The organism is Kineosphaera limosa NBRC 100340 (assembly GCF_000298215.1).
GTDB lineage: Bacteria > Actinomycetota > Actinomycetes > Actinomycetales > Dermatophilaceae > Kineosphaera > Kineosphaera limosa.
On sequence record NZ_BAHD01000019.1, the window covers coordinates 1 to 24,308 of the forward strand.

The 24,308-nt window shown below is 69.4% G+C and carries 18 protein-coding genes, 1 tRNA gene and 1 pseudogene; 9 read left to right on the plus strand and 11 right to left on the minus strand.

Features of this window, described 5'->3' with window-relative positions:
- On the plus strand, nt 1–618 hold a 618-nt coding region (locus KILIM_RS24470), incomplete at its 5' end, for an HNH endonuclease signature motif containing protein (protein WP_006591881.1).
- Nucleotides 619–837: 219 nt separating this feature from the next.
- Here the strand turns inward: KILIM_RS24470 and KILIM_RS23920 are convergent.
- The 7 genes and pseudogenes from KILIM_RS23920 to KILIM_RS06675 form a co-directional block, all read right to left on the minus strand.
- Nucleotides 838–981, minus strand: a complete 144-nt coding sequence (locus tag KILIM_RS23920; RefSeq protein WP_157551532.1) for a hypothetical protein — start codon at nt 979–981, stop codon at nt 838–840.
- A 112-nt stretch (nt 982–1,093) separates the two neighbouring features.
- Entirely contained in the window at nt 1,094–3,343 is a 2,250-nt protein-coding gene (locus KILIM_RS06650; protein ID WP_006591883.1) for an exo-beta-d-1,3/1,6-glucosidase, read from the minus strand.
- A 53-nt stretch (nt 3,344–3,396) separates the two neighbouring features.
- Nucleotides 3,397–4,419 (minus strand): ABC transporter permease, encoded by a 1,023-nt coding sequence (locus tag KILIM_RS06655; protein WP_006591884.1) that lies wholly within the window; start codon nt 4,417–4,419, stop codon nt 3,397–3,399.
- A 3-nt stretch (nt 4,420–4,422) separates the two neighbouring features.
- Nucleotides 4,423–5,406 (minus strand): annotated as a pseudogene (locus KILIM_RS06660) (ABC transporter permease).
- A complete protein-coding gene (locus tag KILIM_RS06665; RefSeq protein WP_006591886.1) occupies nt 5,403–6,236 on the minus strand; it encodes an ABC transporter ATP-binding protein in 834 nt (277 codons plus the stop codon). The pseudogene KILIM_RS06660 and the gene KILIM_RS06665 overlap by 4 nt, the downstream one beginning before the upstream one ends.
- Nucleotides 6,233–7,096, minus strand: a complete 864-nt coding sequence (locus KILIM_RS06670) for an ABC transporter ATP-binding protein (protein WP_006591887.1) — start codon at nt 7,094–7,096, stop codon at nt 6,233–6,235. The genes KILIM_RS06665 and KILIM_RS06670 overlap by 4 nt, the downstream gene beginning before the upstream one ends.
- A 94-nt stretch (nt 7,097–7,190) precedes the next feature.
- Nucleotides 7,191–8,876 carry an ABC transporter substrate-binding protein gene (locus KILIM_RS06675; protein WP_006591888.1) on the minus strand — a complete coding sequence of 562 codons (1,686 nt, stop codon included), beginning with the start codon at nt 8,874–8,876 and terminating at the stop codon, nt 7,191–7,193.
- Nucleotides 8,877–9,040: 164 nt separating this feature from the next.
- Here KILIM_RS06675 and KILIM_RS06680 point away from each other — a divergent pair, with 164 nt between their 5' ends.
- Entirely contained in the window at nt 9,041–9,679 is a 639-nt protein-coding gene (locus KILIM_RS06680; protein ID WP_006591889.1) for a TetR/AcrR family transcriptional regulator, read from the plus strand.
- Here the strand turns inward: KILIM_RS06680 and KILIM_RS06685 are convergent.
- Complete coding sequence (locus KILIM_RS06685; protein WP_006591890.1) at nt 9,676–10,404, minus strand: BPL-N domain-containing protein; 729 nt, start codon at nt 10,402–10,404, stop codon at nt 9,676–9,678. The two genes, KILIM_RS06680 and KILIM_RS06685, sit on opposite strands and share 4 nt — an antisense overlap.
- A gap of 174 nt (nt 10,405–10,578) precedes the next feature.
- On the opposite strand from KILIM_RS06685, the gene KILIM_RS06690 reads away from it, so the two are divergent.
- From KILIM_RS06690 to KILIM_RS06715, 6 genes are all read left to right on the plus strand, one after another.
- On the plus strand, nt 10,579–12,123 hold the full coding sequence (locus tag KILIM_RS06690; protein WP_006591891.1) for a KamA family radical SAM protein: 1,545 nt from the start codon (nt 10,579–10,581) through the stop codon (nt 12,121–12,123).
- A complete protein-coding gene (locus KILIM_RS06695) occupies nt 12,120–16,175 on the plus strand; it encodes a Pls/PosA family non-ribosomal peptide synthetase (protein WP_006591892.1) in 4,056 nt (1,351 codons plus the stop codon). Before KILIM_RS06690 ends, KILIM_RS06695 begins: the two co-directional genes overlap by 4 nt.
- Nucleotides 16,172–17,326, plus strand: coding sequence for a heparan-alpha-glucosaminide N-acetyltransferase domain-containing protein (locus tag KILIM_RS25280; RefSeq protein ID WP_006591893.1), 1,155 nt, complete (start codon nt 16,172–16,174; stop codon nt 17,324–17,326). Before KILIM_RS06695 ends, KILIM_RS25280 begins: the two co-directional genes overlap by 4 nt.
- A gap of 102 nt (nt 17,327–17,428) precedes the next feature.
- Complete coding sequence (locus tag KILIM_RS06705) at nt 17,429–18,364, plus strand: CPBP family intramembrane glutamic endopeptidase (protein WP_006591894.1); 936 nt, start codon at nt 17,429–17,431, stop codon at nt 18,362–18,364.
- A 12-nt stretch (nt 18,365–18,376) separates the two neighbouring features.
- Nucleotides 18,377–19,021 (plus strand): TetR/AcrR family transcriptional regulator, encoded by a 645-nt coding sequence (locus KILIM_RS06710; protein WP_006591895.1) that lies wholly within the window; start codon nt 18,377–18,379, stop codon nt 19,019–19,021.
- Nucleotides 19,022–19,540: 519 nt separating this feature from the next.
- Entirely contained in the window at nt 19,541–20,389 is an 849-nt protein-coding gene (locus tag KILIM_RS06715) for a siderophore-interacting protein (protein WP_006591897.1), read from the plus strand.
- An 11-nt stretch (nt 20,390–20,400) separates the two neighbouring features.
- Here KILIM_RS06715 and KILIM_RS06720 read toward each other — a convergent pair whose 3' ends face one another.
- Both KILIM_RS06720 and KILIM_RS06725 read right to left on the minus strand, forming a co-directional pair.
- Nucleotides 20,401–20,991: a GNAT family N-acetyltransferase gene (locus KILIM_RS06720; RefSeq protein ID WP_255247615.1), complete on the minus strand. Its 591-nt coding sequence runs from the start codon at nt 20,989–20,991 to the stop codon at nt 20,401–20,403.
- Between the two features lie 501 nt (nt 20,992–21,492).
- A complete protein-coding gene (locus KILIM_RS06725; protein ID WP_157551534.1) occupies nt 21,493–23,400 on the minus strand; it encodes a hypothetical protein in 1,908 nt (635 codons plus the stop codon).
- A 64-nt stretch (nt 23,401–23,464) separates the two neighbouring features.
- Here KILIM_RS06725 and KILIM_RS23925 point away from each other — a divergent pair, with 64 nt between their 5' ends.
- A complete protein-coding gene (locus KILIM_RS23925) occupies nt 23,465–23,638 on the plus strand; it encodes a hypothetical protein (protein ID WP_157551536.1) in 174 nt (57 codons plus the stop codon).
- 338 nt (nt 23,639–23,976) lie between these two features.
- Here the strand turns inward: KILIM_RS23925 and KILIM_RS06730 are convergent.
- Nucleotides 23,977–24,063 (minus strand) — tRNA-Leu (locus KILIM_RS06730).
- Nucleotides 24,064–24,308: the final 245 nt, after the last annotated feature.

Consider the following 24,308-nt stretch of genomic DNA (forward strand, 5'->3'; position numbering starts at 1 on the left):
GACGCCCAGATCGTCCCCGCCGTGCTCGGGACCCGCGGAGAGCTCCTCGACCTGGGGCACGCGCACCGGCTCGCCAAGCCCGGGCTGGTCACCGCCCTCGAGCTCCGCGACAAAACCTGCACCTACCCAGGCTGCCGAATACCGGCCGCCTGGACCGACAAACACCACCTCATCCACTGGGCCAACGGCGGACCGACCACCGAGTGGAACATGGCCTGCGTCTGCCGGCACCACCACACCGTCATCCACCGGCACGGTCACATCGGAAAGGTCACCCCCAACGGGGTCGAATGGACGCGCGCCGACGGCACCCCCATCGGCAACCACCCACGCCACAACGACACCTCACCAACCACGACACAGTGGACGACGACTGCCATGACGACGGCGACAACAGCAGCGACACCGACCACAGCAGCCGGGACAACCACAGCGGCGACGTCGACCAGAGCAGCGACAGTGCCAGCGACGACCACGGCAACGGCTGCGACGACAACGGCTGCGACGACAACGACGGACGGGCCGTCGCTCCTGCTTGGGGGCGAAGCCCGCACCCAGGCCCAGCCGCCCGAACTCAAGACACTGAACAGCGCCCGACCCACCATCACCACCAAGTAGCGAGCGCGGCGAACACCCAGGGCGCCCCGCGCCTCGCGAGCGCCTGCCGACGCCACCTCCTCAGCGACATCCCTCAGCGACGTCACTCAGCGGCGCCCCCTGGCCGAATCCTCATCGCGGCCGGCCCCACTTGCCAAGACTCCGGCAAGCATGAACCCGAGCCGTCGAAGGCGGCGTACCCGGTCAAGGAGACACGTACTAGCCAGGTGGGCTGCCGCGTCAGTCGTGGTGGTTGTGGTGGGGGTGCTCGCACTCCTCGCGGGAGTGGCCCTCCGGTCCGTGGTCGTGCTCCTCGAACGGGTGGTGCTTCTCGTCTTCTTCGTGGCGTCGGGCGTCTTGGGACTCGCCGTGCTGGTCGCTCATGTCGTCCTCCACTGTTCTCGCGTCACTGCGTGATCCTCCGATCCTCACCCATCCGCGGGTCCGCAGGCCCCGCAAGCGCGACAAGGAATGCGGCAGAGCATCCGGAGCACGCTCAGCCGGTGATCGTGAAGGGCGCCGCCAGCAGCGCCTCGTCCCGCGACGACGGACCGATGAGCAGCTCGAACCGGCCCGGCTCGACGACCCGCCGCCCGGCCGCGTCGACGATGCTGCACTCGGCCGCCGGCAACGACAGCTCCACGACGCGTCGCTCACCGGGGGCGAGCGCGACCTGCCGGAAAGCCTTGAGCTCCTTGTCGGCCCAGCTCACCGAGGTGACGTCGTCGCGCACGTACACCTGCACGGTCTCGACCGCGGGCCGTTCGCCGGTGTTGCGAACCGTCAGCTCCGCCCGAACCTCGCCCTCGGCTCCCACCGTCGGGGTCAGCACTCGCGCATCCGCGTACTCCACGCTCGTGTACGACAGGCCCTCGCCGAACGCGAACGCCGGCCGCTGCGTGAGGTCGGCGTAGCGGTCGCCGTGCTGGCCGCGGATCTGGTTGTAGTACGTCGGCTGCTGCCCGACGTGCACCGCGAAGGAGATGGGGAGCCGGCCGACCGGCTCGATGTCACCGAGGATCAGCTCGGCGATCGCCCGACCGCCTTCCATGCCGGGGTTGGCCACCCAGACGATCGCGGCCGCATCCCGCGCGGAGGCGGGGAGCACGAGCGGCTTGGAGGCCAGCAGCACGACGACCATCGGCGTCCCCGTGGCGGCCAGCGCGTCGAGCAGCGCGACCTGGCCGCCGACCAGTTCGAGGGTCGCCGTCGAACTGGCCTCGCCGACCAGCTCGATCCGGTCGCCGACGACCGCCACCACGACATCCGCGGACTGCGCCGCAGCGACCGCCTCGGCGATGAGCTCGGCATCCGGCGGCGCGGGCACGACGATCGGAGACCGAGGCTGGCCGTCGGGGAAGAACGCACCCGCGGGGTCCGGCTCGACCGTGAGGATGTCGGCGCCGCGCGCCGACGTGACGGCCCACTGCTCGGGCACCGCGTCGCGCAATCCGTCGAGCACCGTCGTGATCATCGACCGCGGGTGGCCATCGGGCAGCCAGTCGGCCTGCCCGGAGTTGCCCGCCCAGTCACCGAGCTGGGTCTGCGCGTCGTCGGCCAACGGCCCCACGACGGCCACCGTCCGCGCCCCCGACTCCCGCGACAACGGCAACGTGCCGTCGTTCGCCAGCAGCACCAACGACTTTCGCGCCGCCTCGAGGTTGAGCTCGCGGTGCGCGGCGTTGCCGACGACCAGCTCGATCCGCTCCCGCGAGGGGCGCCGCGGGTCCTCGAAGAGCCCCAGCTCGAACTTCAGCGTGAGGATGCGGGCGACCGCGGCGTCGAAGTCGGTCGGCGCCAACAGCCCGGTCTCGACGGCCTCCAGGGCCCCCTCGAAGAAGCGGGGCGTCGTCATGATCATGTCGTTGCCGGCCTTGACCGCGGCGGCGGCGGCGTGGGCGTAGTCGGGCTGGATCCGCTGCTCCCACACCATCCGGCCGACGTTGTCCCAGTCGGTGACGAGCGTGCCGGTGTAGCCCCATTCGCCGCGGAGCACCTCGTTGAGCAGCCAGTCGTTCGTCGTGATCGGCACGCCGTCGGTGCTCTGGTAACCGAGCATGAAGGTGCGGCAGCCCTCCTTGGCGACCCGCTCGAACGGCGGCAGGAACCACGAGCGCAGCTTGCGCCGCGAGATGTCCGCCTCGCTGGCATCCCGGCCGCCCTGGGTCTCGGAGTAGCCCGCAAAGTGCTTGGCCGTCGCCAGGATCGCCGTCGGGTCGCTCAGTCCCTCGCCCTGATAGCCGCGGACCATCGCCGCGGACAGCTCCCCGATGAGGTGCGGGTCCTCGCCGAACGTCTCGTCGACCCGGCCCCAGCGCAGGTCGCGGGCGATGCACAGCACGGGCGAGAAGGTCCAGTGCACCCCGGTCGCCGCGACCTCCACCGCCGTGGCCCGGGCGACCCGTTCGAGCAGGTCGGCGTCCCAGGAGGCCGCCATGCCGAGTTGGGTCGGAAAGATCGTGGCGCCCTCGAAGAAGGAGTGGCCGTGGATGCAGTCCTCACCGATGAGCAGCGGGATCTGCAGCCGGGTCTGCTCGCGCAGGTCGTGCGCGCGCAGCACCCGCTCCGGGGAGGTGTGCAGCACCGATCCGACGTGCTTTCGCAGGATCTGATCTTCGAGATCTTCGCGGGCGTCGAGCTGCATCATCTGCCCGACCTTCTCCGCCACGGTCATGCGGGCGAGCAGGTCGGCGACGCGCTGCGCGACGGTGCGGTGGGTGTCGGTCAGGGGCAGCACAGCGCTCACGGCGGGTCTCCTGCGGTGATGGGGGTGATGGAGTCGGCTCGGGTGAGCGGGGCTCAGGAGGCGCCGGGGCGCCGGACGGCGGTGACGCCCTGGTTGGCCTTGACGCCGCGTTTGCGCAGCTGCCGGGCGCGTTCGCCGGCGGAACGCAGCCGCGGGTTGACGTACTCGTCGATGCCGAAGTTGATGAGCGAGAGCGCCATGCCCAGGAGGGCGATGCACAGGCCAGCGGGGATGTACCACCACCAGAAGTCGGGGAAGGCGCCGTTCTGCTGGGCCCAGAAGAGGATCGTGCCCCAGTTGAGGTTGGTGATCGGGATGACCCCGATGAACGCCAGGGTGGTCAGGCCGAGGATCGCGGCGGTCACGGTGCCGACGAAGCTGGAGGCGATGATCGCGAGCAGGTTCGGCAGCATCTCGCGGGTGATGATGCGGTGGATCGGCTCGCCGTTGGCGCGCGCGGCCTGCACGAAGTCGCGGTTGCGCAGCGACATCGTCTGAGCGCGCAGCACGCGCGCGCCCCACGCCCAGCCGGTGATCGCCAGGACCGCGGAGATGAGGAAGAGGCTGGGGTTGTCGTACTGCGAGGCGATGATGATCATGAGCGGCAGCCCGGGCAGCACGAGGAAGACGTTCGTCAGCGCCGACAGCGACTCGCTGCGCCAGCCGGTGACGTAGCCGGCACAGACGCCGACGATCACCGCGATGACGGTGGCGATGATGCCGGAGAGGAAGCCGACGAGCAGCACGCCGCGGGTGCCGTAGATGAGCTGGCTCAGTACGTCCTCTCCCATGTGGGTCGTGCCGAGCAGGTGCGCGGCCGACGGCGCCTGGCGCAGGGCGCTGAAGTCCTTGTCGAGCGGTCCGTAGGGCGCGAGGACGTCGGCGAAGAGCCCGACGAGCACAAAGAAGCCGAGGATCGCCAGGCCGGTCAGCGACTTGCCGTTGCGGAACATCGCGAACGACGCGGCGAGCCCGGAGGTGCTCGCAGACCTGCCCGCCGCCTTCTGAGGCGGGGTCGACTCGAGCGCGGCGTCCGTCTCGGCGGCCGCGAGCTCGCTGGTCGTGGGGGTGCTCATGGCTCAGGCCTCCATCTGGCGAGCGCGCGGGTCGAGGGCGGCGTAGGCGAGGTCGGCGAGGATATTGGCGACCAGCACGGTGAGGGTGATGACGAGGAAGAGCCCCTGCATGAGCGGGTAGTCCTTGGCGTTCGTCGCGTCGAGCAGCAGCTTGCCGACGCCGGGGTAGGAGAAGACGAGCTACATGACGAGCGTCCCCGAGACGATGAAGCCGAGGGAGAGCGCGAAGCTCGACAACTGCGGCAGGAGCGCGTTGCGGGCCGCGTAGTGCCACAGCACGCGCCGGGGGGTGAGGCCCTTGGCCTGCGCGACGGTGATGTAGTCCTCGTCGAGCACGGTGAGCATCATGTTGCGCATCCCCAGGATCCAGCCGCCGAGGGAGGCGACGACGATCGTCAGGGCCGGCAGGGCGCCGTGCTTGATGACCTGCCCGATGAAGTCGAGGCTGAGGTTCGGGACGGTGCCTTTGCCGTACGCGTGCGAGGCGGGGAACCAGCCGAGGGTGGTCGAGAGCACCGCGATCGCGATGAGCCCCATCCAGAAGTACGGGACGGTCGAGAAGAACGTCGCGACGGGCACCGCGAAGTCGGCCTTGCTGCCGCGGCGCCACCCGATGAGGGCGCCGAGCGAGGTGCCGATGAGGAACGACATGACGGTCGCCAGGCCGACGAGACCGATGGTCCACGGCAGCGCCGAGTCGATGACCTCGGTGACGGGCGCGAGCCCGCGGGAGAACGAGCGGCCGAGGTCGCCGCTGAACAGCAGCGCCCAGTAATCGAGGTACTGCTGGAGGATCGTCTTGCTGCTGTCCAGGCCGAAGAGCGTCTTGAGCGACTCGGCCGCCTCCGGGCTGATGCGACCCTGGTTCTTCAGCAGGTACGCGCTGACCGGGTCGCCCTTCATCATCCGGGGCAGGAGGAAGTTGATGGTGATGGCGGCCCAGGCGGTGAAGAGATAGAACACCGAACGCCGCAGGAAGAACTTCACGACCGCGCTCCTTCCGTGCTCGTCGAGGGGGTGGATGCGGGCGCGCCGAGCGCCGCGAAGTGTTTGTCCGGGTCGGGAGAGGCGTCGCGCAGGGTCCGCGTGTACTCGTGCTGCGGATCGAGGATGACGTCGTCCGCGGGACCTCGTTCGACGACGACGCCGTGGTGCAGCACCATGAGTTCGTCGCTGAAGTGGCGGGCCGTGGCGAGGTCGTGGGTGATGTAAAGGACGCCGAGGTTCGACTCGCGCTGCAGGTCGGCCAGCAGGTTGAGCACCCCGAGCCGGATCGAGACGTCGAGCATCGAGACGGGCTCGTCGGCGATGAGCAGCGCGGGCCGGGAGGCGAGCGCCCGGGCGATGGCGACGCGCTGCCGCTGCCCGCCGGACAGCTCGTGCGGGCGGCGGTCGATGACCGCGTCGGCGTCGAGACGCACCCGCTCGAGCAGCCGGCGCACCTCGGTCTCCACCTCGTCGCGCGGCACGACCTTGTCGAGGCGCAGCGGCCGCTCGACGTGATAGCGGATCGTGTGGGCCGGGTTGAGCGAGGCGAACGGGTCCTGGAACACCATCCGCACCGCCTGGCGATAGCGGCGCAGGGCCCGACCGGAGCGCGGGATCGGCACCCCGTCGAGCAGGATCTGCCCGCTGGTCGGGGTCTCGAGCTGGGTGAGGATCTTGGCGATCGTCGACTTGCCGCTGCCGCTCTGGCCGACGAGGGCGATCGTCTGCCCGGAGCGCAGGGTGAAGCTCACGTCGTTCAGGGCGAGAAACTCACCGGAGCCGCGCACGTGGTAGCGCTTGGTGACATTGCGGAACTCCAGAACACTCATCGCTGCGCTCCTGCGGGCGTGGGCTCGCCGTGGCCGCGGACGAAGTCGCCGCGCTCGCCGGTGAGGCTGGGGAAGGAGGCGAGCAGCTGCCGGGTGTAGGGGTGCTGAGCGCCGCGGTAGAGGTTGGCCGCTGTGTCGAGTTCGACGATCCGGCCCGCGCGCATGACGGCGATGCGGTCGGAGATCTCCAGCAGCAGCGGCAGGTCGTGGGTGATGAAGATGACCGAGAAGCCGAACTCGGTGCGCAGGTCAGAGATCTGCTGGAGGATCTCGCGCTGCATCAGCACGTCGAGCGCCGTGGTCGGCTCGTCCATGATCATCAGCTGCGGCCGCAGGGCCAGGGCCATCGCGATCATGACCCGCTGGCGCATGCCGCCGGACAGTTCGTGGGGAAAGGAGCGAAACCGGTCGCGGCCGACGCCGACCATGTCGAGCAGCTGCCCGCACTCCTCGCGGCGCTGGGCCCGCGACAACTTCGGGCGGTGCGTCGTGTAGACGTCCTCGAGCTGCCGACCGACGGCGACGACGGGGTTGAGGGCGTTCATCGCACCTTGGAAGACCATCGACACCTTGTCCCAGCGGAACCGGCGCATCGCGCGCTCGTCGAGGCCAAAGAGGTCGACATCCGTGCCGTCGGCATCGTGGAAGCTCGCCGAGCCGCCGGTGATGACCGCCGGGTCCTTGAGGAGGCGCTGCACGCCGTACGCGAGCGTCGTCTTGCCGCAGCCGGATTCACCGGCGAGGCCGAGGATCTCGCCGCGCCGCAGCTCGAGGCGGACGTCGGTGACGGCCTCGACCGGCGGGTCGACGTCGTAGACGACGCTGAAGTCGCTAACGGTCAGCAGGTTGTCGTGCGGCATGGGGTTCCTCTTCGAACTCGGGGCGCAACTAGGGGATGTTCTCCCGCCCGGCGGCAGGCTGGCAGCGCCTGCCGCCGACGGCGGGAGCGGCGGCTCAGCTGGCGGGCTTGAGCTTGGTGAGGATCAGGACGGCGCTCGGCTGGGTCGGGTCGGCCGGAGCGTACGGGTCCTGCTCGCCGGGCCAGCCGACGTAGTTGCGCGTGTTGTACGAGCCGATGAACGGGCGGGTGCCGACGGGCATCGCGGGGACCTGCTCGACGAAGACCTTCTGGACCGTGTCGAGCGCGGTCTTGCGGGCGTCGTCACTCGTGGCGTTGGCGTAGGCGTTCAGCGCGGCCGTCGCCTCCGGGCTATCGAAGCGGCCGAAGTTGAAGTCGGCCTCCTTGCCGGCGGGCTTGAGGAAGCGGCCGTCCATGATGTCGCTGTACAGGTCGTAGGGGGTGGCGCCGGTGTCGGTCCAGTGCAGGATCGCCTGGAAGTCGCCCTTGCCCTTGGCCGCCCACCACGTGTCGGCGTCCGGGGTCTTGACGGCCGCCTCGACGCCGAGGGCCTTGACCTCGTCGGCGATGAGGCTGATGCCGGTGACGTAGTCGTTCCAGCCCTGCGGCACCTGCAGCGTGAAGGTGACGGGCGCTCCCTCCTTGTCCAGTAGCTTGTCGCCGCTGTAGGTGTACCCGGCGTCGGTCAGCACCTTCTTGGCGCCCTCGACATCCACGGAGTAGTTCTGGCCCTGGTAGGCCGAGGCGATGTAGGAGTCACCGACGGGCGTGGGCAAGCCGGTCACGGAGGTGAGCGCGGGAACGCCACCCTCACGGGCGATCGCCATGTGCTTCTCGCGGTCAACCACCATGTTGATGGCCTTGCGGAAGGCGACGTCGTTGAAGGGCTTGGTCGTCGTGTTGACGAACATCGCGTCGATGCCCAGCCCGTTGGCGGCCCAGTAGACGTTGTGCTCGGCGTCCTTGTCGACGTAGGCCGACTTGACGTTGGGGATGAACGCCTGGGCCCAGTCGGCGTCGCCGTTGGCCAGCGCGGTCGTCAGCGCGGTGTTGTCGTTGTAGGAGACGTAGTAGAGCTTCGGCACGGCGGGCGTGCCGCCCCAGTAGTCGTTGCGCGCGGTGAGTTCGACGCTCTGGGTGCTGAACTGGCTCAGCGTGTACGGGCCGGTGCCGACCGGCTTGAGGTTGACCTCCTTGGCCGGGTCGGCCACCTTCTCCCAGACGTGCTTGGGCACGATCTGCTTGTGCAGGACCTTGTCCTGCTTGACGTACATCGAGTTCGCGAACGTGAGGGTGACCTTGTTGCCCTCGACCTTGACCGCCTTCAGGCCCAGGGCCGCGGTGTCGAGCTCCTTGTGCTTCATGAACAGGTCGAAGGTGAAGCCGATGTCGGCGGCGGAGAACGCCTGACCGTCGTTCCACTTCACCCCGTCACGGGCGGTCAGGACGACGGACTTGTAGTCGTCGGCCCACGCAATGTCGGAGGCGAGCCAGGGCTGCGTCGGCTTCGTCGGGTCGATGAGGTTGACGACGCCCAGCGGCTCGAGGATCGCGTTGATGTAGCCGAGCTTGAGGCCCGAGGAGTCACCCACCCAGGGGTTGTTCGACTCGGTGGCCAGGGCGCCGTCCGGTTTGGCGATCGTCAGGGCGGCCGTGCCCTGCGTCGCCGCGGCAGCGTCGCCGGTCGGAGTGGAGGCGGTGTTCGAGTCGCCCGATCCGCAGCCGGCCAACATCACGGCGCCGACGACGGCACCGGCGACGAGCGAGGTCTTGAGCCTCATTGCTTCTCCTTCTCGTGGTGGAACCACCGGGCCCAGCGGCACGCAGCGGACGAAACGACTCCGGCCGATCCAAGGACGTCGGCGTCTCGAGAAAAGGTTACCCACTTGTCAGTAAGTGGCGCAAGAGGGTGGTTACTAACCAGAAAGTCAGCTACCTTCGCCGTATGACCACCCCCAAGCGCCGCCCGCGATCGCGCCCCGAGACCCTGCGCAAGCGCGCGGAGATCCTGCGGGCCGCCGTCGAGATCTTCGGCAGCAAGGGGTACGCCAACGGCACGCTCGCCGAGATCGCCGAGCACGTGGGCCTGACCCACGCGGGGGTGCTGCATCACTTCGGCTCGAAGGACCAGCTGCTGCTGGAGGTGCTGCAGTACCGGGACGAGAGCGACGTCGCCGAGCTCGACACCAAGCACATCCCCGACGGCCCGGAGTTCTTCGCCCACCTCGTGGCCACCGCGTTCCTCAACGCCCAGCGGGCCGGCCTCGTGCAGGCCTACACCGTGCTGTCCAGCGAGTCGGTGACCGACGACCACCCGGCGCGGGACTACTTCGTCGAGCGTTACCGCGCACTGCGTTCGGAGGCGGAGCACGCCTTCGAGGTCATGTGCGCGCAGCGGGGCGTGACGTCACCCGAGGCGATCACGCAGGGTTCGGCGGGCGTCCTCGCCGTCATGGACGGCCTGCAGGTGCAGTGGCTGCTGGATCCGCGCAATGTCGACCTCGGCAAGGCGAGTGAGTTCGCCATCGAGGCCATCGTCGCCGCCGTACTCGGGGCCGGCGACGGAGCCGGCCGAGTCGACTAACTCCTCTGGCCGGTCGCCGACGTGGCGCCGGGGGCGCCCGCGCTCAGCAGCGCGTCGAGGAGGTCGTGGCCGAGGGCGGTGCCGGTGCGCCCTTCGTCGGGCAGACCGTGGGCCGAATACCAGTCGTGCGGCGCCTCCGGGTGTGGCCCGCAGACTCCCACCCAGCCGCGCCCGAACGGGCAGACCAGGGCCGCGATGTCACCGGTGGCGGCGTACCGCGCCACGACGCTCGTTCCGGGGGGGACCGCAGCGGGTAGCCGGAACAAGGGTCCGTCCTGAAAGAAGATGCGGGACGGAGTCGGTGAGCCGCGGTGGGTGATTGCGACGAGCGTGTCGGCGCGGGTCGTCACGTCCGCCCCCGGAGCGCCGACGTAGGGGTCGGCCTCGGCTCCCGGCGGCAAGAGGGCGAACCCCCGCCAGCTGTCCGCCAGGTACCCGCCCATGCAGATGCCGAGGTAGCGCCCGCCGCTGCGAACGAACTCCCGGATCAGCGGACCATGGCCCTTGACTGCCCGGTAGGCACGCTCCAAGCTCCGGCCGCCGCCCGGCTGCACGTACAGCGCCGCCCCGGCCAGCGTCGCGCGGCCGAACCCTTCGCGCTCACCGACGAAGCGCACCTCGAAACCGACGTCCGCGCTGGTCAGCAGTTCGGCTGCCGCTTGCGGACATTCGGCGCAGGCGGCCGCGCCGCGGTAGATCAGCGCGATCGGGCGGACTCGCGTCATACCGCCATCCTCTCCGGGCCGTCGCGGCATTAACACGCGGGGCTGAGTTAACGCAAAGACCAAGCTGTGAAAACTCTCAGACAAGCGCTACGGTTTGTCCCGGCGAAACAGTTGGACGGTCGACTTGGACAGTCGCCCGATCCGCCGAAGCATCAGAGATCACAGGGGATTTCCATGGCCAGTGTCACGACGATCGGCGTGCCCACGCAACGCCGCAACGGACACCGCAGCGAGACCAACGTCACGGAGCTGGACGGCACGGAGCTGAGCAGCGCAGAGCTGCCGGGCATCGAACTGAACGGCACCGCACTGAACGGCACCGCACTGAACGGCACCGAGCGCGCCGCACCGCGGTCGCCCGCCTACAACTACGCGTTCACCGAGTTGGTGGAGCCCGACTGGCGGCGCCTGCCCGGATGGCGCGACGTCAACTCCGCCGACTGGCGTTCGGCGCAGTGGCAGCGGGCGCACTGCGTGAAGAACGCCGCCCAGTTGCGCGCGGTCATGGGGGACCTGCTGCCCGAGTTCGTCTACGCCGATCTGGCCCGCGACCAGGCGCAGTACTCCTCGATGCAGATGCTGCTCACGCCGCAGATCGTCAACACGATGGTGCCGCACGAGGCGCCCGACGCCGACTCGTTCTACGCCGACCCGGTGCGCCGCTACATGCTGCCGCTCGCCTCCGATCGGGCCGCGCAGTGGTCGAGCCACCCGCTGGCCTCCCGCGATTCGCTGCACGAGCACGAGATGTGGCAGGTGGAGGGGCTGACCCACCGCTATCCGACGAAGGTGCTCGCCGAGTTGACCTCGACGTGCCCGCAATACTGCGGGCACTGCACCCGCATGGACCTCGTCGGCACGTGGACGCCGCAGGTCACCAAGCTGAGGTTCATCGGCAAGCCCGTCGACCGGTACGCCGCGATGATGGAGTACCTGCAGGCCACCCCGGGGGTGCGCGATGTCGTGGTGTCCGGTGGCGACGTGGCCAACGTGCCGTGGCCCACCCTGGAGCACTTCGTCGACCGGCTGCTGACCATCGACTCGATCCGCGACATCCGGCTGGCCAGCAAGGGGCTGGTCGGGCTACCCCAGCATTGGCTGCAGCCGGCCGTCGTGGCCGGCATGGAGCGCCTGGCCCGCACGGCCCGGGAGCGTGGGGTGCAGATCGCGATCCACACCCACACGAACTCGGCACAGTCCGTGACGCCGCTCGTGGCGGAGGCGGCGCGCACGATGCTGCACACCGGCATCCGCGACGTGCGCAACCAGGGGGTGTTGCTCGCCGGCGTCAACGACACCCAGGAGCAGCTGCTCGACCTGTGCTTCGCGCTCCTGGACGGCGCCGGGATCATGCCCTACTACTTCTACCTGTGCGACATGATCCCGCACGCCGAGCACTGGCGGCTGCCGGTGTCGAAGGCGCAGGATCTGCAGTTGTCGATCATGGGCTTCCTGCCCGGCTTCGCGACGCCGCGGATCGTCTGCGACGTGCCGTACCTGGGCAAACAGTGGGTGCACCAGCTCGTTGACTACGACCGCGAGCGCGGCATCACCTCGTGGCAGAAGCGCTACCTGACGAGCATCGAGGCCGACAACGGCGCCGAGCGCACGTACCGCTACTTCGACCCGGTGCAGTCGCTGCCCGAGTCGGGCCAGGGGTGGTGGCGCACTCAGTCCGCCGACCCCACCGGCGCAGTGTTGGAGTCCCTGACGTCGTGAACAGCGTGCAGCACCTCCTCGCGGGCAGCCCCGCAACCGCAACCGATGAGCTCGGGGCTCCGGCGCTCACGCTGTCGGAGTTGTTCGCGGCCCAGGTGGCGGCGACCCCCGACCAGGTCGCCCTCGCGTGCGGTGAACGACGTTGGACCTATCGCGAAGTCGACGAGCTCAGCGCCCGACTGGCGGAGCGCTTGCGCGCCGCCGGAGCCACGCCCGGCACCTTCGTGGCGCTGCACTTCGAGCGCTCCGAGCGGCCGATCATCGCGATCCTGGCGTGCCTGAAGGCCGGGGCGGCCTATGTGCCGATCGATCCCAGCTACCCGGGCGAGCGCATCGAACACATCGTCACCGAGCTGACTCCGGTCGCGCGGCTCACCGAGTCGAGTCTCATCGAGCGGGCGGGCGGCGCCTACGGGCAGACACCGACGATCCTGCTCGACGACGGCTGGGAGCGGGACGGGACCCTCTGCCCACCGGGCCAGGCCGGGACGAACGAGGGGCCGGCCCCCGACGACTTGGCCTACGTCATCTACACCTCGGGCACGACGGGCCGACCCAAGGGCGTCATGGCCGAGCACGCGCACGTCAGCCGCTACGTGGCGGCCTTCAACGAGGCGTGCGGCACGGGGCCCGACGACCGTGTGTACCAAGGGTTCTCGCTGAGCTTCGACGGCTCGGTCGAGGAGATCTGGATGGCGTTCTCCAACGGCTCGACGCTGGTCGTGCCGACCGCCGACGCCCCCCGGTTCGGCGCCGATCTGGGCACCTACCTCACCGAGTTGGGCGTCACGTACTTCTCGACGGTGCCGACGATGCTGGCCACCATCGACGCGGTGCCGAGCCTGCGCACGATCGTGCTGTCGGGAGAGGTGTGCCCGCCCGAACTCGTCAAACGGTGGGCGCGCGACGACCTGGCACTGCTCAACGTGTACGGCCCGACGGAGGCGACGGTCAACACGACGATCGCCCGGTGCCGGCCCGACCGGCCGGTGACGATCGGGCGCCCGCTGCGCGGCTACGACCTGCACATCGTCGACGAGAACTTGCGCATCGTGCCGCCCGGCACCAAGGGCGAATTGCTGGTCAGCGGCCCCACCCTGGCTCGCGGCTATCTCAACCAACCGGAGTTGACCGCCAAGCAGTTCGTCGACGACCCGCCGATCGAGGGGGTGGCCCGCGCCTACCGCACGGGCGACCTCGTGCGCCTCGGCGAGGACGGCGACCTGGAGTTCTTCGGGCGCATCGACACGCAGGTCAAGATCCGCGGCTACCGTGTCGAGCTCGCCGAGATCGAGTCGGTGCTGCGCGAGGATCCGCAGGTCAAGGAGGCCGTGGTCCGCCTCGTCGGGCGCGACGGGCTGCAGCAGTTGGCCGCCTGCGTGACCCTGGTCGACGCGCTGACCGATGGGTCGCTGGACCGCGACCGGGTGCTGTCGCTGCTCGAGGGCCGCATGCCCGCCTACATGATTCCGGCCTACCTCGACGTGATCGAGGTGCTGCCGCGCACGACGAGCGGCAAGGTCGACCGCAACGCCCTGCCGACGCCGCAGCACCCGCTCGTGCGGGTCGACCGCGAGGTCGTGGCCCCGCGCACCGCGTTGGAACAGCAGGTCGCCGGCGTGTGGCGCGAGGTGCTCGGAGTGCCCGACGTGTCGGTCACCGACGACTTCTTCCTCGACCTCGGCGGCCACTCGCTGCTGGCGGCACGCGTGGCCACGGCGCTGCGCCCGCTCGTCGGTCGCGCGGTGGCGGTCCGCGACGTCTACGAGTCGCCCACCCTGGAGGCGCTTGCCGAGCGCATCGAGAAGATGCCGCCGGTCGACACCGCGGCCGACACGGCCTCCGGTCTGGGGTCGCCCCCGCGCCGGTTCACGCGGATCGCCTGGCCCCGACGAGCGCTGACGTACGTGTTGCAGGGCCTGTCGATGTACCTGCTCGCCGCGATGACCGTCACGCCGCTGGCCATCATCATCGTTGTATTGCGTGACTGGTACATCGGGGTCAACTCGCCGCTGCGGGCCGTGCTGCTCGTGCTGGCGGTGCTGCTGCTGACGTGGCCGGTCAACCTGACGATCGCGCTGAGCGCGAAGTGGCTGCTGATCGGCCGGTACAAACCGGGCGACTATCCGCTGTGGGGCTTCTTCTACTGGCGGTGGTGGCTCGTCAACCGGTTGCAGGCGTTCAGCGGCCTGAACGGCCTGACCGGCACCCCGCTGCAGGGCTTCGTCTTTCGACTCATGGGCGCCAAGGTCGGGCGCAACTGCACGATCGACACCGCCCAGTGCTCGGCGTGGGACCTGCTGCGGATCGGCGACGAGGTGAGCATCGGTGCCGACAGCCAGTTTCTCTGCTACCGCATCGAGGACGGCATGCTGCGCCTGGGCACCGTCGAGATCGGCGACCGGTGCTTCGTCGGGCTGCACTCCGCCCTCGGCCTCGGGGTGCGGATGGAGGACGACGCCCGGCTGGAGGACCAGTCGTTGCTGCCCGACGGCGCAGTCGTGCCCGCCGGTCAGGGGTGGGCCGGTTCGCCTGCGGCACCGGCGTCGGTGCCCCTGCCCGCGATCATCGGTGGACGGCACCGCATGGCGCCGCGCCGCACGCGCAGCGGGCGTCCCCGTCGCACCGCGCGTCGCCTCTGGTTCGCACTGGTGCATCTGGTCGCCGCCTCGCTGCTGGCGAGCGTCACGGGGCTGCCCGGGCTGGGCTTCCTCGCGGCGCTGGTCATCGCGGCGATCCTGGGCGGCTGGGGCGGGCTGGGCGTCGCGCTGGTGCTGTCGGTGCCGCTCAGCGTGATCGTCTCGTGCCTGGTCGTGGCGGCCGCGCGCCGGCTCGTGCTGTGGCACATCGAGCCGGGCCGGTACCCGGTCGAGAGCTGGATCTACGTGCGCAAGTGGCTTTCCGACGGCATCATGGCGGCGAGCCGCGCGATGCTCCTACCGGTGTATACGACGCTCTACCTGCCGCCGTGGCTGCGGCTCATGGGCGCCAAGATCGGCCCCCGGGCCGAACTGTCGACGGTCTGGAAGTTCGCGCCCGAGCTCATCGAGGTCGGCGCGGAGAGCTTCTTCGCCGACGGGTCGATCGTCGGCGGTCGCCGCGTGAACCGGGGCACGTTCCAGGTGTCGCGCAACCGCATCGGAGCCCGCAGCTTCGTCGGCAACGGCGCGGTGCTCCCCGTCGGCTCCAGCCTCGGTGACAACAGTTTGCTGGGGGTGCAGTCGATCCCGCCGCGCGAGCCCGCCACCACACCGGACGGCTCGGACTGGCTCGGCGCACCCTCGTTCCGGCTCACGCACCGGCCCAAGGTCGGCAACTTCGACGACTCGGTGATGTTCCGCCCGACCCGGGGGCTCTACGCGCAGCGGGCCTTCATCGACGCCCTGCGCATCCTCATCCCGGGCTACATCGGGCTCACCTCGTTCGTCGCGTGGGTGGCGCTGATGTACCTGTCGTTCACGCGGCTGGGCATGTGGACGACGTTCGCGCTGGCGCCGGTCATCTCGCTCGCCCTCTCGCTCTGCGCGATCTTCGTCGTCGCGCTGCTCAAGCTCGTGGTGATGCGCACGTTCCGGCCGGTCATCAAGCCGCTGTGGTGCCGGTACGTGTGGCTCAACGAGATGGTCAACGGCGCGTTCGAGTCGGTCGTGGCGCCGGCGCTGACGCCGTTCTTCGGCACGCCGTTCGTGGCGCCGCTGCTGCGGCTCATGGGCTGCCGGATCGGGCGCCGCGCCTACATCGCCACCGCGCTGTTCTCGGAGTGGGACCTCGTGCGGCTCGGCGACGACGTGGCCCTCAACCACGGCGTCGTCGTGCAGAACCACCTCTTCGAGGATCGGGTGTTCAAGAGTTCGTACCTGGAGGTCGGGTCGCGGGTCTCCGTGGGCAACATGACGGTGCTGCTCTACGACTCGGTGATCGAGGACGACGTGAGCGTCGGGCCGCTGTCCCTGGTGATGAAGGGGGAGACGCTGGCCGCCGGCACCCGCTGGCACGGCATCCCCATCGCGCGCGACGACACCCCGGTGAGCGTGAGCGTGGACCGCCGTTGAGCAGTTCGCGCATCGCGGCCCTCGACCTGGCCCGGGGGCTGGCGCTGATCGGCATGCTGGCGGTGCATGTCTTTCCGACGTTCGACGCCGACGGGTCGGCCTCGCTGGCGACGCAGGTCGCCGCGGGCCGCTCGTCGGCGACGTTCGCGATGATGGCGGGCGTCGGGCTGGCGCTGGTCACGGGCGGCTCGACCCCGGTGCGTGGTGCGGAGTTGGCGCGGTCGTGGGCGTCAATCCTCGTGCGGGCGGCGCTGATCGCCCTGATCGGCCTGATGCTGGGGTACGTGACGGCCTGGGGTGGGCTGGAGGTCTACGTCATCCTGCCGTTCTACGCGGTGATGTTCGTGCTGGTGCTGCCCTGGCTGCGGGTGCCGCCGGCGGGGCTCTTCGTGGCCGCGGGGGTCGTGGCGTTAACATCCACGTTCGCCATCGAATGGGTGACCGGCGGGGTGCCGCTGCTCGATCCGGCTCCGGACCCGGACCCCACGCTCGGTGACGCCCTCGCGCACCCGATCGGGCTGCCGCTCTACCTGCTGACCGGAGGGTCGTATCCGGCGTTGGTGTGGGTGTGTTTCCTGCTCGCCGGCCTGGGTCTGGGGCGCCTGGACCTGCGCTCGCCGCGGCTGGCCGCGTGGTGCGTCGGGGTCGGGAGCGTCGTGGCGGTCGGCGCCTGGACGATCTCGCAGATTCTGCTCTACCCGCTCGGGGGGCTGCGGCACCTGCGCCGTGCGGCCCCGGAGGACTGGTCGGACGAGCGGCTGTTGTGGGCGCCCCATCCGGGGGAGTTCGACACCTGGTGGTGGTACGCGCTGCGGGCGCCACACTCGGACGCGCCGCTGGCGCTGTGCATCGCGATGGGTTCGGCGGTGGCGATCTTCGGTGTCACGCTGCTGGCCGCCCGGTCGGCGGCGGTGCTGCGGGTGCTCTCGCCCTTGTCGGCCGCAGGCAGCATGGTTCTCACGCTCTACTGCGCGCACATCGTCGTGCTCGCGACCGGCCTGTTCGACGACAGCCCCGGACTGCAGTTCGTCATGCTGCTCGCCGCGATGCTCGCGTTCGCGGCCTGGTGGCGCCCACGGCATCGTCGCGGTCCGCTGGAGGCGCTCATCGCCATCCCGGTCGCCGCGGTCCGCCGCCGGGGTACTCCCTGATTCACGGGCTGCCGACCCTGACTTTCACCCTCCTCGGGGCGATTGCGCCTGGTCGAGTCGTTCTACGCCGTAGAGTTCTCTACATCGTAGAGAGGAAAGACCATGGCCCGTCACTCAGACGCCGGCGAGCACCTCGCCCACCCGATCGGGACGCAGCACACCCCAGTCATCGAGCCGATCACGTACCGATACAACCGGCCGGTTGCCTTCTACACGCTGGCCACGGCGATCCCGTGGGCCTTGTGGTTGGGCGCCGCCTACCTGAGTCACCTCCCCGACCAGAGCACGGCGGTGCGCCTCGGGACGGTCGTACTGGGGTTGACGGGCCTGGCGGCGCCCGTGGGGGTCGTGTGGTGGTTGGTGCGCGACAAGCCGGAGCTGCGCGCGGACCTGCGGCGGCGGCTGTTTGTGCGCCGGGGGGTGCCGGGGTTCTATCTGCTCTGCGCGGTCGGTTTGTTGCCGGCGAGCCTGCTGGTGGCGCAGGCGATCTCGCTGCTGTTCGGGTACAGCCCGGAGCAGTTCGAGCTGCGTGGCGGCTTCAGCTTTACGTCCGGGCTGCTGCCGGTGTGGCTGATTCTGGTGCTGGCGCCGATCCTCGAAGAGATCGCCTGGCACGGCTACGGCACCGACTCGCTGGTGACGCGGATGCGGCTGATCACGGCGTCGCTGGTGTTCACGGTGATCTGGACCGTGTGGCACCTGCCGCTGGCCCTCATCGAGGGCTACTACCACAGCGAGGTCGTGCAGGAAGGGTGGCTGCACGCGCTGAACTTCCCGCTGAGCATGATCCCGTTCGTGCTGCTCATGAACTGGCTCTATTTCCGCACGGGGCGCAGCATCTCGGTGACGATCGTCTTTCACCTGGTCGCCAATTTCGTCAACGAGATCTTCTTGACCCATCCCGATTCCAAGCTCATCCAGACGGTCTTGCTGCTGGTGCTGACGGCGGTGATCGTGATGCGGGAGCGGGAGTTGTTCTTCACCCCACCGCCGCGCCGCGTCTCGACCCGGGCCGGAGCCGGGGCGGCGAGCGCGTGACACAGTGAGGCCATGACGACGGGGCGCGAGCGGCCGGTGTTGAGCCGGGAGCGGATCGTCGCGGCGGCGTTGGCGATGGTCGACGAGCAGGGCGTCGAGGCGCTGTCAATGCGCAAGCTGGGACAGCGGCTCGGGGTCGACCCGATGGCGGTCTACCACTACGTGCCGAACAAGGCGGCGCTGTTCGACGGCATCGTGGAGCACGTGTGGCAGGGTGTGCGGCTGCCGGCGCCGACCGAGGGCGAGACGTGGCAGGGCGTGCTGCAGGCGGTGTTCACCACGTTCCGCGCGCGCCTCTTGGAACATCCGCACGCGGTGGCCCTCATCGGCACTCGCCCGACGACGACCCCGGCGATGCTCACCCTCATCGACGCCAGCTTGGGCCGCCTGGCCGCCGCGGGACTGCCCGGGCAACGGGCGATGCCGCTCATCGACTGCCTGTCGGCCTTCACGATCGGCAAGGTGCTGGCCGAGGTCAGCGACCCCTCCACCTCCGGGGAGAGCGTGCCGCAGGCCGTCGAATCAGCCGTGGCCGGCATGACGCACCAGACCCACCCCCACCTGCTGGCCACCCTCATGGCGGGGTACGCCTTCACCCCCGAGGAGCAGTTCGAAACCGGCCTGCGCGCCCTCATCCAGGGCTGGCCCACCGCCTGACCTCGCCACCGGCGGCACCCGACCCCGATATCTCTCATACGGAATCGTTTGCTTCGTGACGCGCGCACCGTGAAACACGTCAGCGACACCGTCCTCGTCGAAGCCCTGGCACCGTACGCGCGACGCTACGGCGCACCTCCCGGCGATGGAGAGGCGCTCCTGTCGCGCCTCCTTCAGGAATCGGGAGTGCCCACCTCCGTGTCCCGGGCGGTAGCCCTCGCTGAACCCGGCTACCCGGTGCGTCAACCGCTTACCGACTGGCCAGCCAGCACCAGGAAGGCAGTGCGATGACGATCAACGCCTCGCCGGGGGCCGTGGCCGCGCGCCTGGTCCCCATCCTGTCCGGTGAGCGCGCCACCGGCAGGTGACATCCCGTCGAAGGCTGGCGCGACTGACCCCTTCGGCCCCCTTGGCACGCGCGGTAGCACGAGCCAGATCGCGTGACCAGCTAACCGTTCGAGGGTGGGGGGACTCAGGGGGCGACTTGGCCCACACGCGGGTAAGGCTAGCCTTACCCGTATGGCCAAGACTCGTCGTGTCCCGAAATCCGCCACCGTCGTGCGCACGGAGCAGGTGGCCCCCGACTACGTCCGGGTCATCCTGGGGGGCGAGGACATCGCGGCGATGGCGCCGCTGGAGTTCACCGATCACTACGTCAAGCTGCTGTTCGCTCCGGCCGGCGCGGACTATCGCTGGCCGTTCGACCCCGACGCGATCCAAGGGACGCACCCGCGGGAGGCATGGCCGGTAACGCGGACGTACACGATCCGCTGGCTCGACCGGGAGGCCGGTGAGCTGGCCCTCGACTTCGTCGTCCACGGCGATTCCGGGCTCGCTGCCCCGTGGGCGGCCACCGCCCAGCCCGGTGACACGATCGGCTTCTTCGGCCCCGGCGGCGCGTGGGCGCCCTCACCATCGGCCGACGTGCACCTCTTCGCCGGCGACGAGTCGGCCGCGCCGGCGATCGCGGCCTCCCTCGAGGCAATGCCGCCGGGCGCCCGGGCCATGGTCCTTGTCGAGACCGCGGACGCTGCCGGCCACATCCCGCTCCCGGAACGCGCCGGCATCGAGGTGACCTGGGTGCACCGCGACGAGGAGGGGCTCGGCTACGGGCACAGCCTCGCCCGCGTCGTGCGCGCCACCCCCTGGCCGCACGGGCGGGTCGAGGCGTTCGTTCACGGCAACGCCGACATGATCAAAGACCTGCGCCGCTACCTCTTCGTCGAGCGCGGCCTCCCGCGCAACCAGGTGTCGATCTCCGGCTACTGGCGCACGGACCACACCGAGGACCGGTGGCAGTCGAGCAAGGGCGAGTTCGTCGCCCAGATGGAGGCCGAGGAGAAGGCCCTCACCCGCAGGCGCCGCTGACGACGCCCGCATCAGGCCGGTGGGCTCCAGGGGCGCGCGTCCGTGCCGAGCACAGCCATGTAGTGCACGTCGACCCACCCGTCGTCGAAGCGCAGCGCCTGCCGCCCGATCCCTTCGTGGACGAAGCCGACCTTTTCATAGACGTGTCGGGCGCGAGGGTTGAAGTCGTACACCTCGAGGGTGATGCGGTGCAGTCCCATCGTGGTGAGTCCGTGCTCGACGATGAGACGGGTGGCTTCGGTGCCGAGGCCTCGCCCACGACCGGCCGCACCGAGAAGGGTGCGGAACCCGCACGCACGGTTGCCGTGGTCCCAGTCGTTGAGCACGACCTCGCCGACGAGGGTGCCGGATGAGTTGTCGATGACAGCCAGCACGAGCCGGTCGTCGGCGACGGCCCATTCGCCGTAGATCTGCCGGAGCCGTTCGATCGGAACCTCGTCGGGCTTCTCCGCGCTGGAATGGACCGACCCGGTCAGCCGGGCGATCTCGTCATCCGCACGAATGAGTGCGTCGATGGCGTCGGCGTCCGCAGCCTGAATCGGACGAAGGGTTACCAGGGTGCCGCACAGAGTCGGCTTCTCGCTGAACGGTGTCGATCCCACGCAGCCCAGCATGTGCTCAGTCCTTTCGGAAACGCACCTTTGGGGCTAACCAGTCTCCAACCTCCCCCGCGGCGTCGGCGCCGTCGTAGCCGTAGGTCACTAATTCATCACATCACGGCGACACGAGCTCGAATTGAATATTTGACTCGTTATCCGAGAGTACCACTTCGAACGGATATTTGTAGACATTCGCAGAGCAGTCGATGATGACCGATCCATACTTATCCTTAACAGGATCACTACAGCCACGCTGCCCTAGATCCAAGATCAGACTACTCCGCTTGGCCTCCGGCACAAAAGCGTAGACAACCAGACCACCTCCGCTATCACAATCGGATACGAAGTGCTGGCTCCGGATGTCCGTAAAGCTCCTAGTTAGCCAGTCCCCAAACTCCCCCGAATCCTCTAACGAGTATTGCGCACAACTGGCTCTTTCGGACCGTGAAGAGCAGCCAGACAAAGAGAACGTCATAACGACACACGCCAAACAGCTGACGACCATCAGCAATCGATGAATGTTCTCATCGCGATGCTCGATCCGTCGGCCCCCGGGGGGCCGACGGCTACAGCCGCACCCCACGTCGCCGCGCCTCCCGGGCCCCTTGAGCGCAGCACCGCTCCCATCGATGTGCCCCGCACACGGCGCCACACCCGCGTGGCGGCCAACCCTCGAGACAGCCTGCGGGCCAACGGCACCGCACTGCGAGGGGGTGCCTGTTCGGTGCTCACGGCTCCTACCTGCCGGGGCCGCGGCGCGCCATCGACCGCAGCAGCGGCCGGCGCGGTCGGCGGCGACGGTGGCGACGGCGGCGGCGGTGGCGGGACCCACGCCACGACCGGGCGATCAGTAGGCCGGTCGTTCCATTCATCAAGGTGATCCTCGAACGCCCCGCGCCACACGACCGCCCTCAACACACGCTCCTGGCGTGCGTCCGTACGCCCCGCCACCGAGGCCGCCCACAGCGAATCCACCAGCGCCGGGTCGAAAGCCGCCGCCCAGGCCTGACGATCGTGGATCAGACTGTTCACCGCGTCTCGGTCCGCCGCATCGCCCACCCGAATCACCCGAGGCGCCGCAGGACGAGCCGCAGCCGGCATACGCTCGTACTCGGCCGGATAGTACGGCGGATCAGCCCACTGCGGCACGAGCCGGCGCGTCAACTCACGATGCAGCACATTCGCAGACCGCTCCTGCGGCGTCAGACTCAAAGCCGCCCGCAAGAACCCCGGCGCCAGCAACGGAGAAATCACACCCGTCCGCTCACCCGTCGACCCCCACCGCCGGATCCGCTCCCGCAGATAGAAGACGTCCAGAACCGTGGCATCCCGATAACCGCGATCAGCGATGCTCCGCAACGTACCCAGAATCTGCTCCCGCACCAGTGCGCGAGCCTGCGGATCAGCGCCCGCGACCGGCGCGTACCGAGCGACAATGCTGTCTGCGAAGCGGCCCAGCATTTCCTCCAGCGGCAGGCGCTCCAATTCCTCCCGGGCAGCTGGGTAGAAATAGCCGTGAGCCACCTCACCCCCCGCTCCGCCGATCGCCAAAGGGTGGGCAACGTCGAGAGATCTCGGCGCCGGGTAATGCAGGTAACTGAACGGGCGCATCCCCTCAGCAAAGCGATGCCAGGCTCGCGCGTTGGCCATAGCCTCCCAGGGCGGCGGCTCGCCGGCCCCACCGGTGGCCACATGCTCCACACGATGCTCCGGAGGACTCGTGAGCAAGCCCACCAGCTCGCGCGCCACCTGCAAATCACCCGGAAGCGCATCGTGCGTATGCAGACACACGTCCGCATCAGCCGCCAGAAAAGCCGCTGCGACCAACCGAGAGTCCCGCCCACCCGTCAGATCCACCACCGGACGCTGATCGAACAAGCGGGCCACCGACGCCGCCACCCCAGCAAGATCCTGTGCAGCAGCCTCGATCAGCTCCCCAGAACGCGCTGCCCGATCCGGAACCGCCCACGAGGACACGGTGTCGACCGCCGACACGCTCAGCCGCCCCGCGCGCCCATCCCACTCCAGGCACGTCGCGGCATCAATGACGCGCACCCCCTCGTACGCGCTGACCTGACCGAACAGTTCGTCGGCCACCCCGATATGAGCCCACCCCACCTCATCCGCCCGCGCCGGCAGCCCCGCGAACGACAGCGCAGCCTCAGGCCGGTTACTCCACACCCAACCCCACGCAGTCCGCACCTCGAACAGTCGCCCGACCCCCACCGAATCCGTCAGCAGCGTGAGCCGATCCGCACCCTCGTCCAGACTCGCGCACACAAACGGCGGCGAGATGAGTTCCATCGCGCTCGGACGCCGCCGCAACGCCCGAGCCAGACGCAGCGGCGCCGACTCCAAGGGCTGCGCCTCAACCACCCGCTCGAAACCCAACGGCGCGTACAACGACGCCACAGTCTCAGCACCGTCACCCACCCAGGCCGGCCACCGCGACCCTGCCCCGCCCTGCCACAAGGCGATGGCACAGGAGGCTGACGACGCGGTGCGGCGCGCCGGCGCCTTCGCCCACCTGGAGGCATACCTGCGCTCGACGCGCTCGATCCCCTCCAGGAGCCGCCCCCGCGACTCGCTGCCGCTCCCCGCGCACGCCACGAAAATCTGCACCCAGCAACCCTTCCCACGCCGCAGCTAGCGATCACCGTGGGCGGGCAATGGCCTCGACTGGCGCAGGCTCGCCTCCCTCGGGGCGAGTACGCCATGGGCCCGGTGTTTCTGTGTCGCCACCGTTTCGGCTCCCCGAAACTCCCCGCGGGACATGATCCGGCCGCGCTACCCCTTCGTCTGCGTGACTCCCGTTTGATCACTGCTCTTGCCGGCTACGAGCTCGGCGGCGCTGACTCCAAGGGACGGACCCTAGCGCGGCGTCTAACGAGGTTCGGCGGGCGCGAAGTACCGCGCCCGCCGAAAAACCGCAGGTCAGCCCACGTCAGAGTTTGTGAGCTGAACCGGGCGAGTTTGTTGAACTCGCCGTGGTGCGCGAGGGGGGAGTTGAACCCCCACGCCCTTTCGGGCACACGGACCTGAACCGTGCGCGTCTGCCTATTCCGCCACTCGCGCGCGCCGTCCTAGCCTGCCAGAGGGGGGCGAGAACTCCAAACCGGGGCGTTGACGCAGGCTGGAAGCCCCTGCGGGGGGCGCCCGGAGTCGCGCCGCCGGTACGGTCCGAGCCTGCCGTCGGAGCCGCGCGCCGAGTTGTCACTTTCGCGCTCGAGGTGCCACTTCCACCCAGACGAGTCGTCACTTTCGCACCCGAGTCGTCAGAAAAGGCTGACAACTGGGCCCCAAAAGTGACGACCCGAGGC

What these genes read in the sequence shown, in the direction of transcription:
- KILIM_RS23920 (WP_157551532.1), bottom strand. Translation starts at nt 981, where the DNA reads ATGAGCGACCAGCACGGCGAGTCCCAAGACGCCCGACGCCACGAAGAA.
- KILIM_RS06655 (WP_006591884.1), bottom strand. Translation starts at nt 4,419, where the DNA reads ATGAGCACCCCCACGACCAGCGAGCTCGCGGCCGCCGAGACGGACGCC.
- KILIM_RS06665 (WP_006591886.1), bottom strand. Translation starts at nt 6,236, where the DNA reads ATGAGTGTTCTGGAGTTCCGCAATGTCACCAAGCGCTACCACGTGCGC.
- KILIM_RS06670 (WP_006591887.1), bottom strand. Translation starts at nt 7,096, where the DNA reads ATGCCGCACGACAACCTGCTGACCGTTAGCGACTTCAGCGTCGTCTAC.
- KILIM_RS06675 (WP_006591888.1), bottom strand. Translation starts at nt 8,876, where the DNA reads ATGAGGCTCAAGACCTCGCTCGTCGCCGGTGCCGTCGTCGGCGCCGTG.
- KILIM_RS06680 (WP_006591889.1), top strand. Translation starts at nt 9,041, where the DNA reads ATGACCACCCCCAAGCGCCGCCCGCGATCGCGCCCCGAGACCCTGCGC.
- KILIM_RS06685 (WP_006591890.1), bottom strand. Translation starts at nt 10,404, where the DNA reads ATGACGCGAGTCCGCCCGATCGCGCTGATCTACCGCGGCGCGGCCGCC.
- KILIM_RS06690 (WP_006591891.1), top strand. Translation starts at nt 10,579, where the DNA reads ATGGCCAGTGTCACGACGATCGGCGTGCCCACGCAACGCCGCAACGGA.
- KILIM_RS06705 (WP_006591894.1), top strand. Translation starts at nt 17,429, where the DNA reads ATGGCCCGTCACTCAGACGCCGGCGAGCACCTCGCCCACCCGATCGGG.
- KILIM_RS06710 (WP_006591895.1), top strand. Translation starts at nt 18,377, where the DNA reads ATGACGACGGGGCGCGAGCGGCCGGTGTTGAGCCGGGAGCGGATCGTC.
- KILIM_RS06715 (WP_006591897.1), top strand. Translation starts at nt 19,541, where the DNA reads ATGGCCAAGACTCGTCGTGTCCCGAAATCCGCCACCGTCGTGCGCACG.
- KILIM_RS23925 (WP_157551536.1), top strand. Translation starts at nt 23,465, where the DNA reads ATGGCACAGGAGGCTGACGACGCGGTGCGGCGCGCCGGCGCCTTCGCC.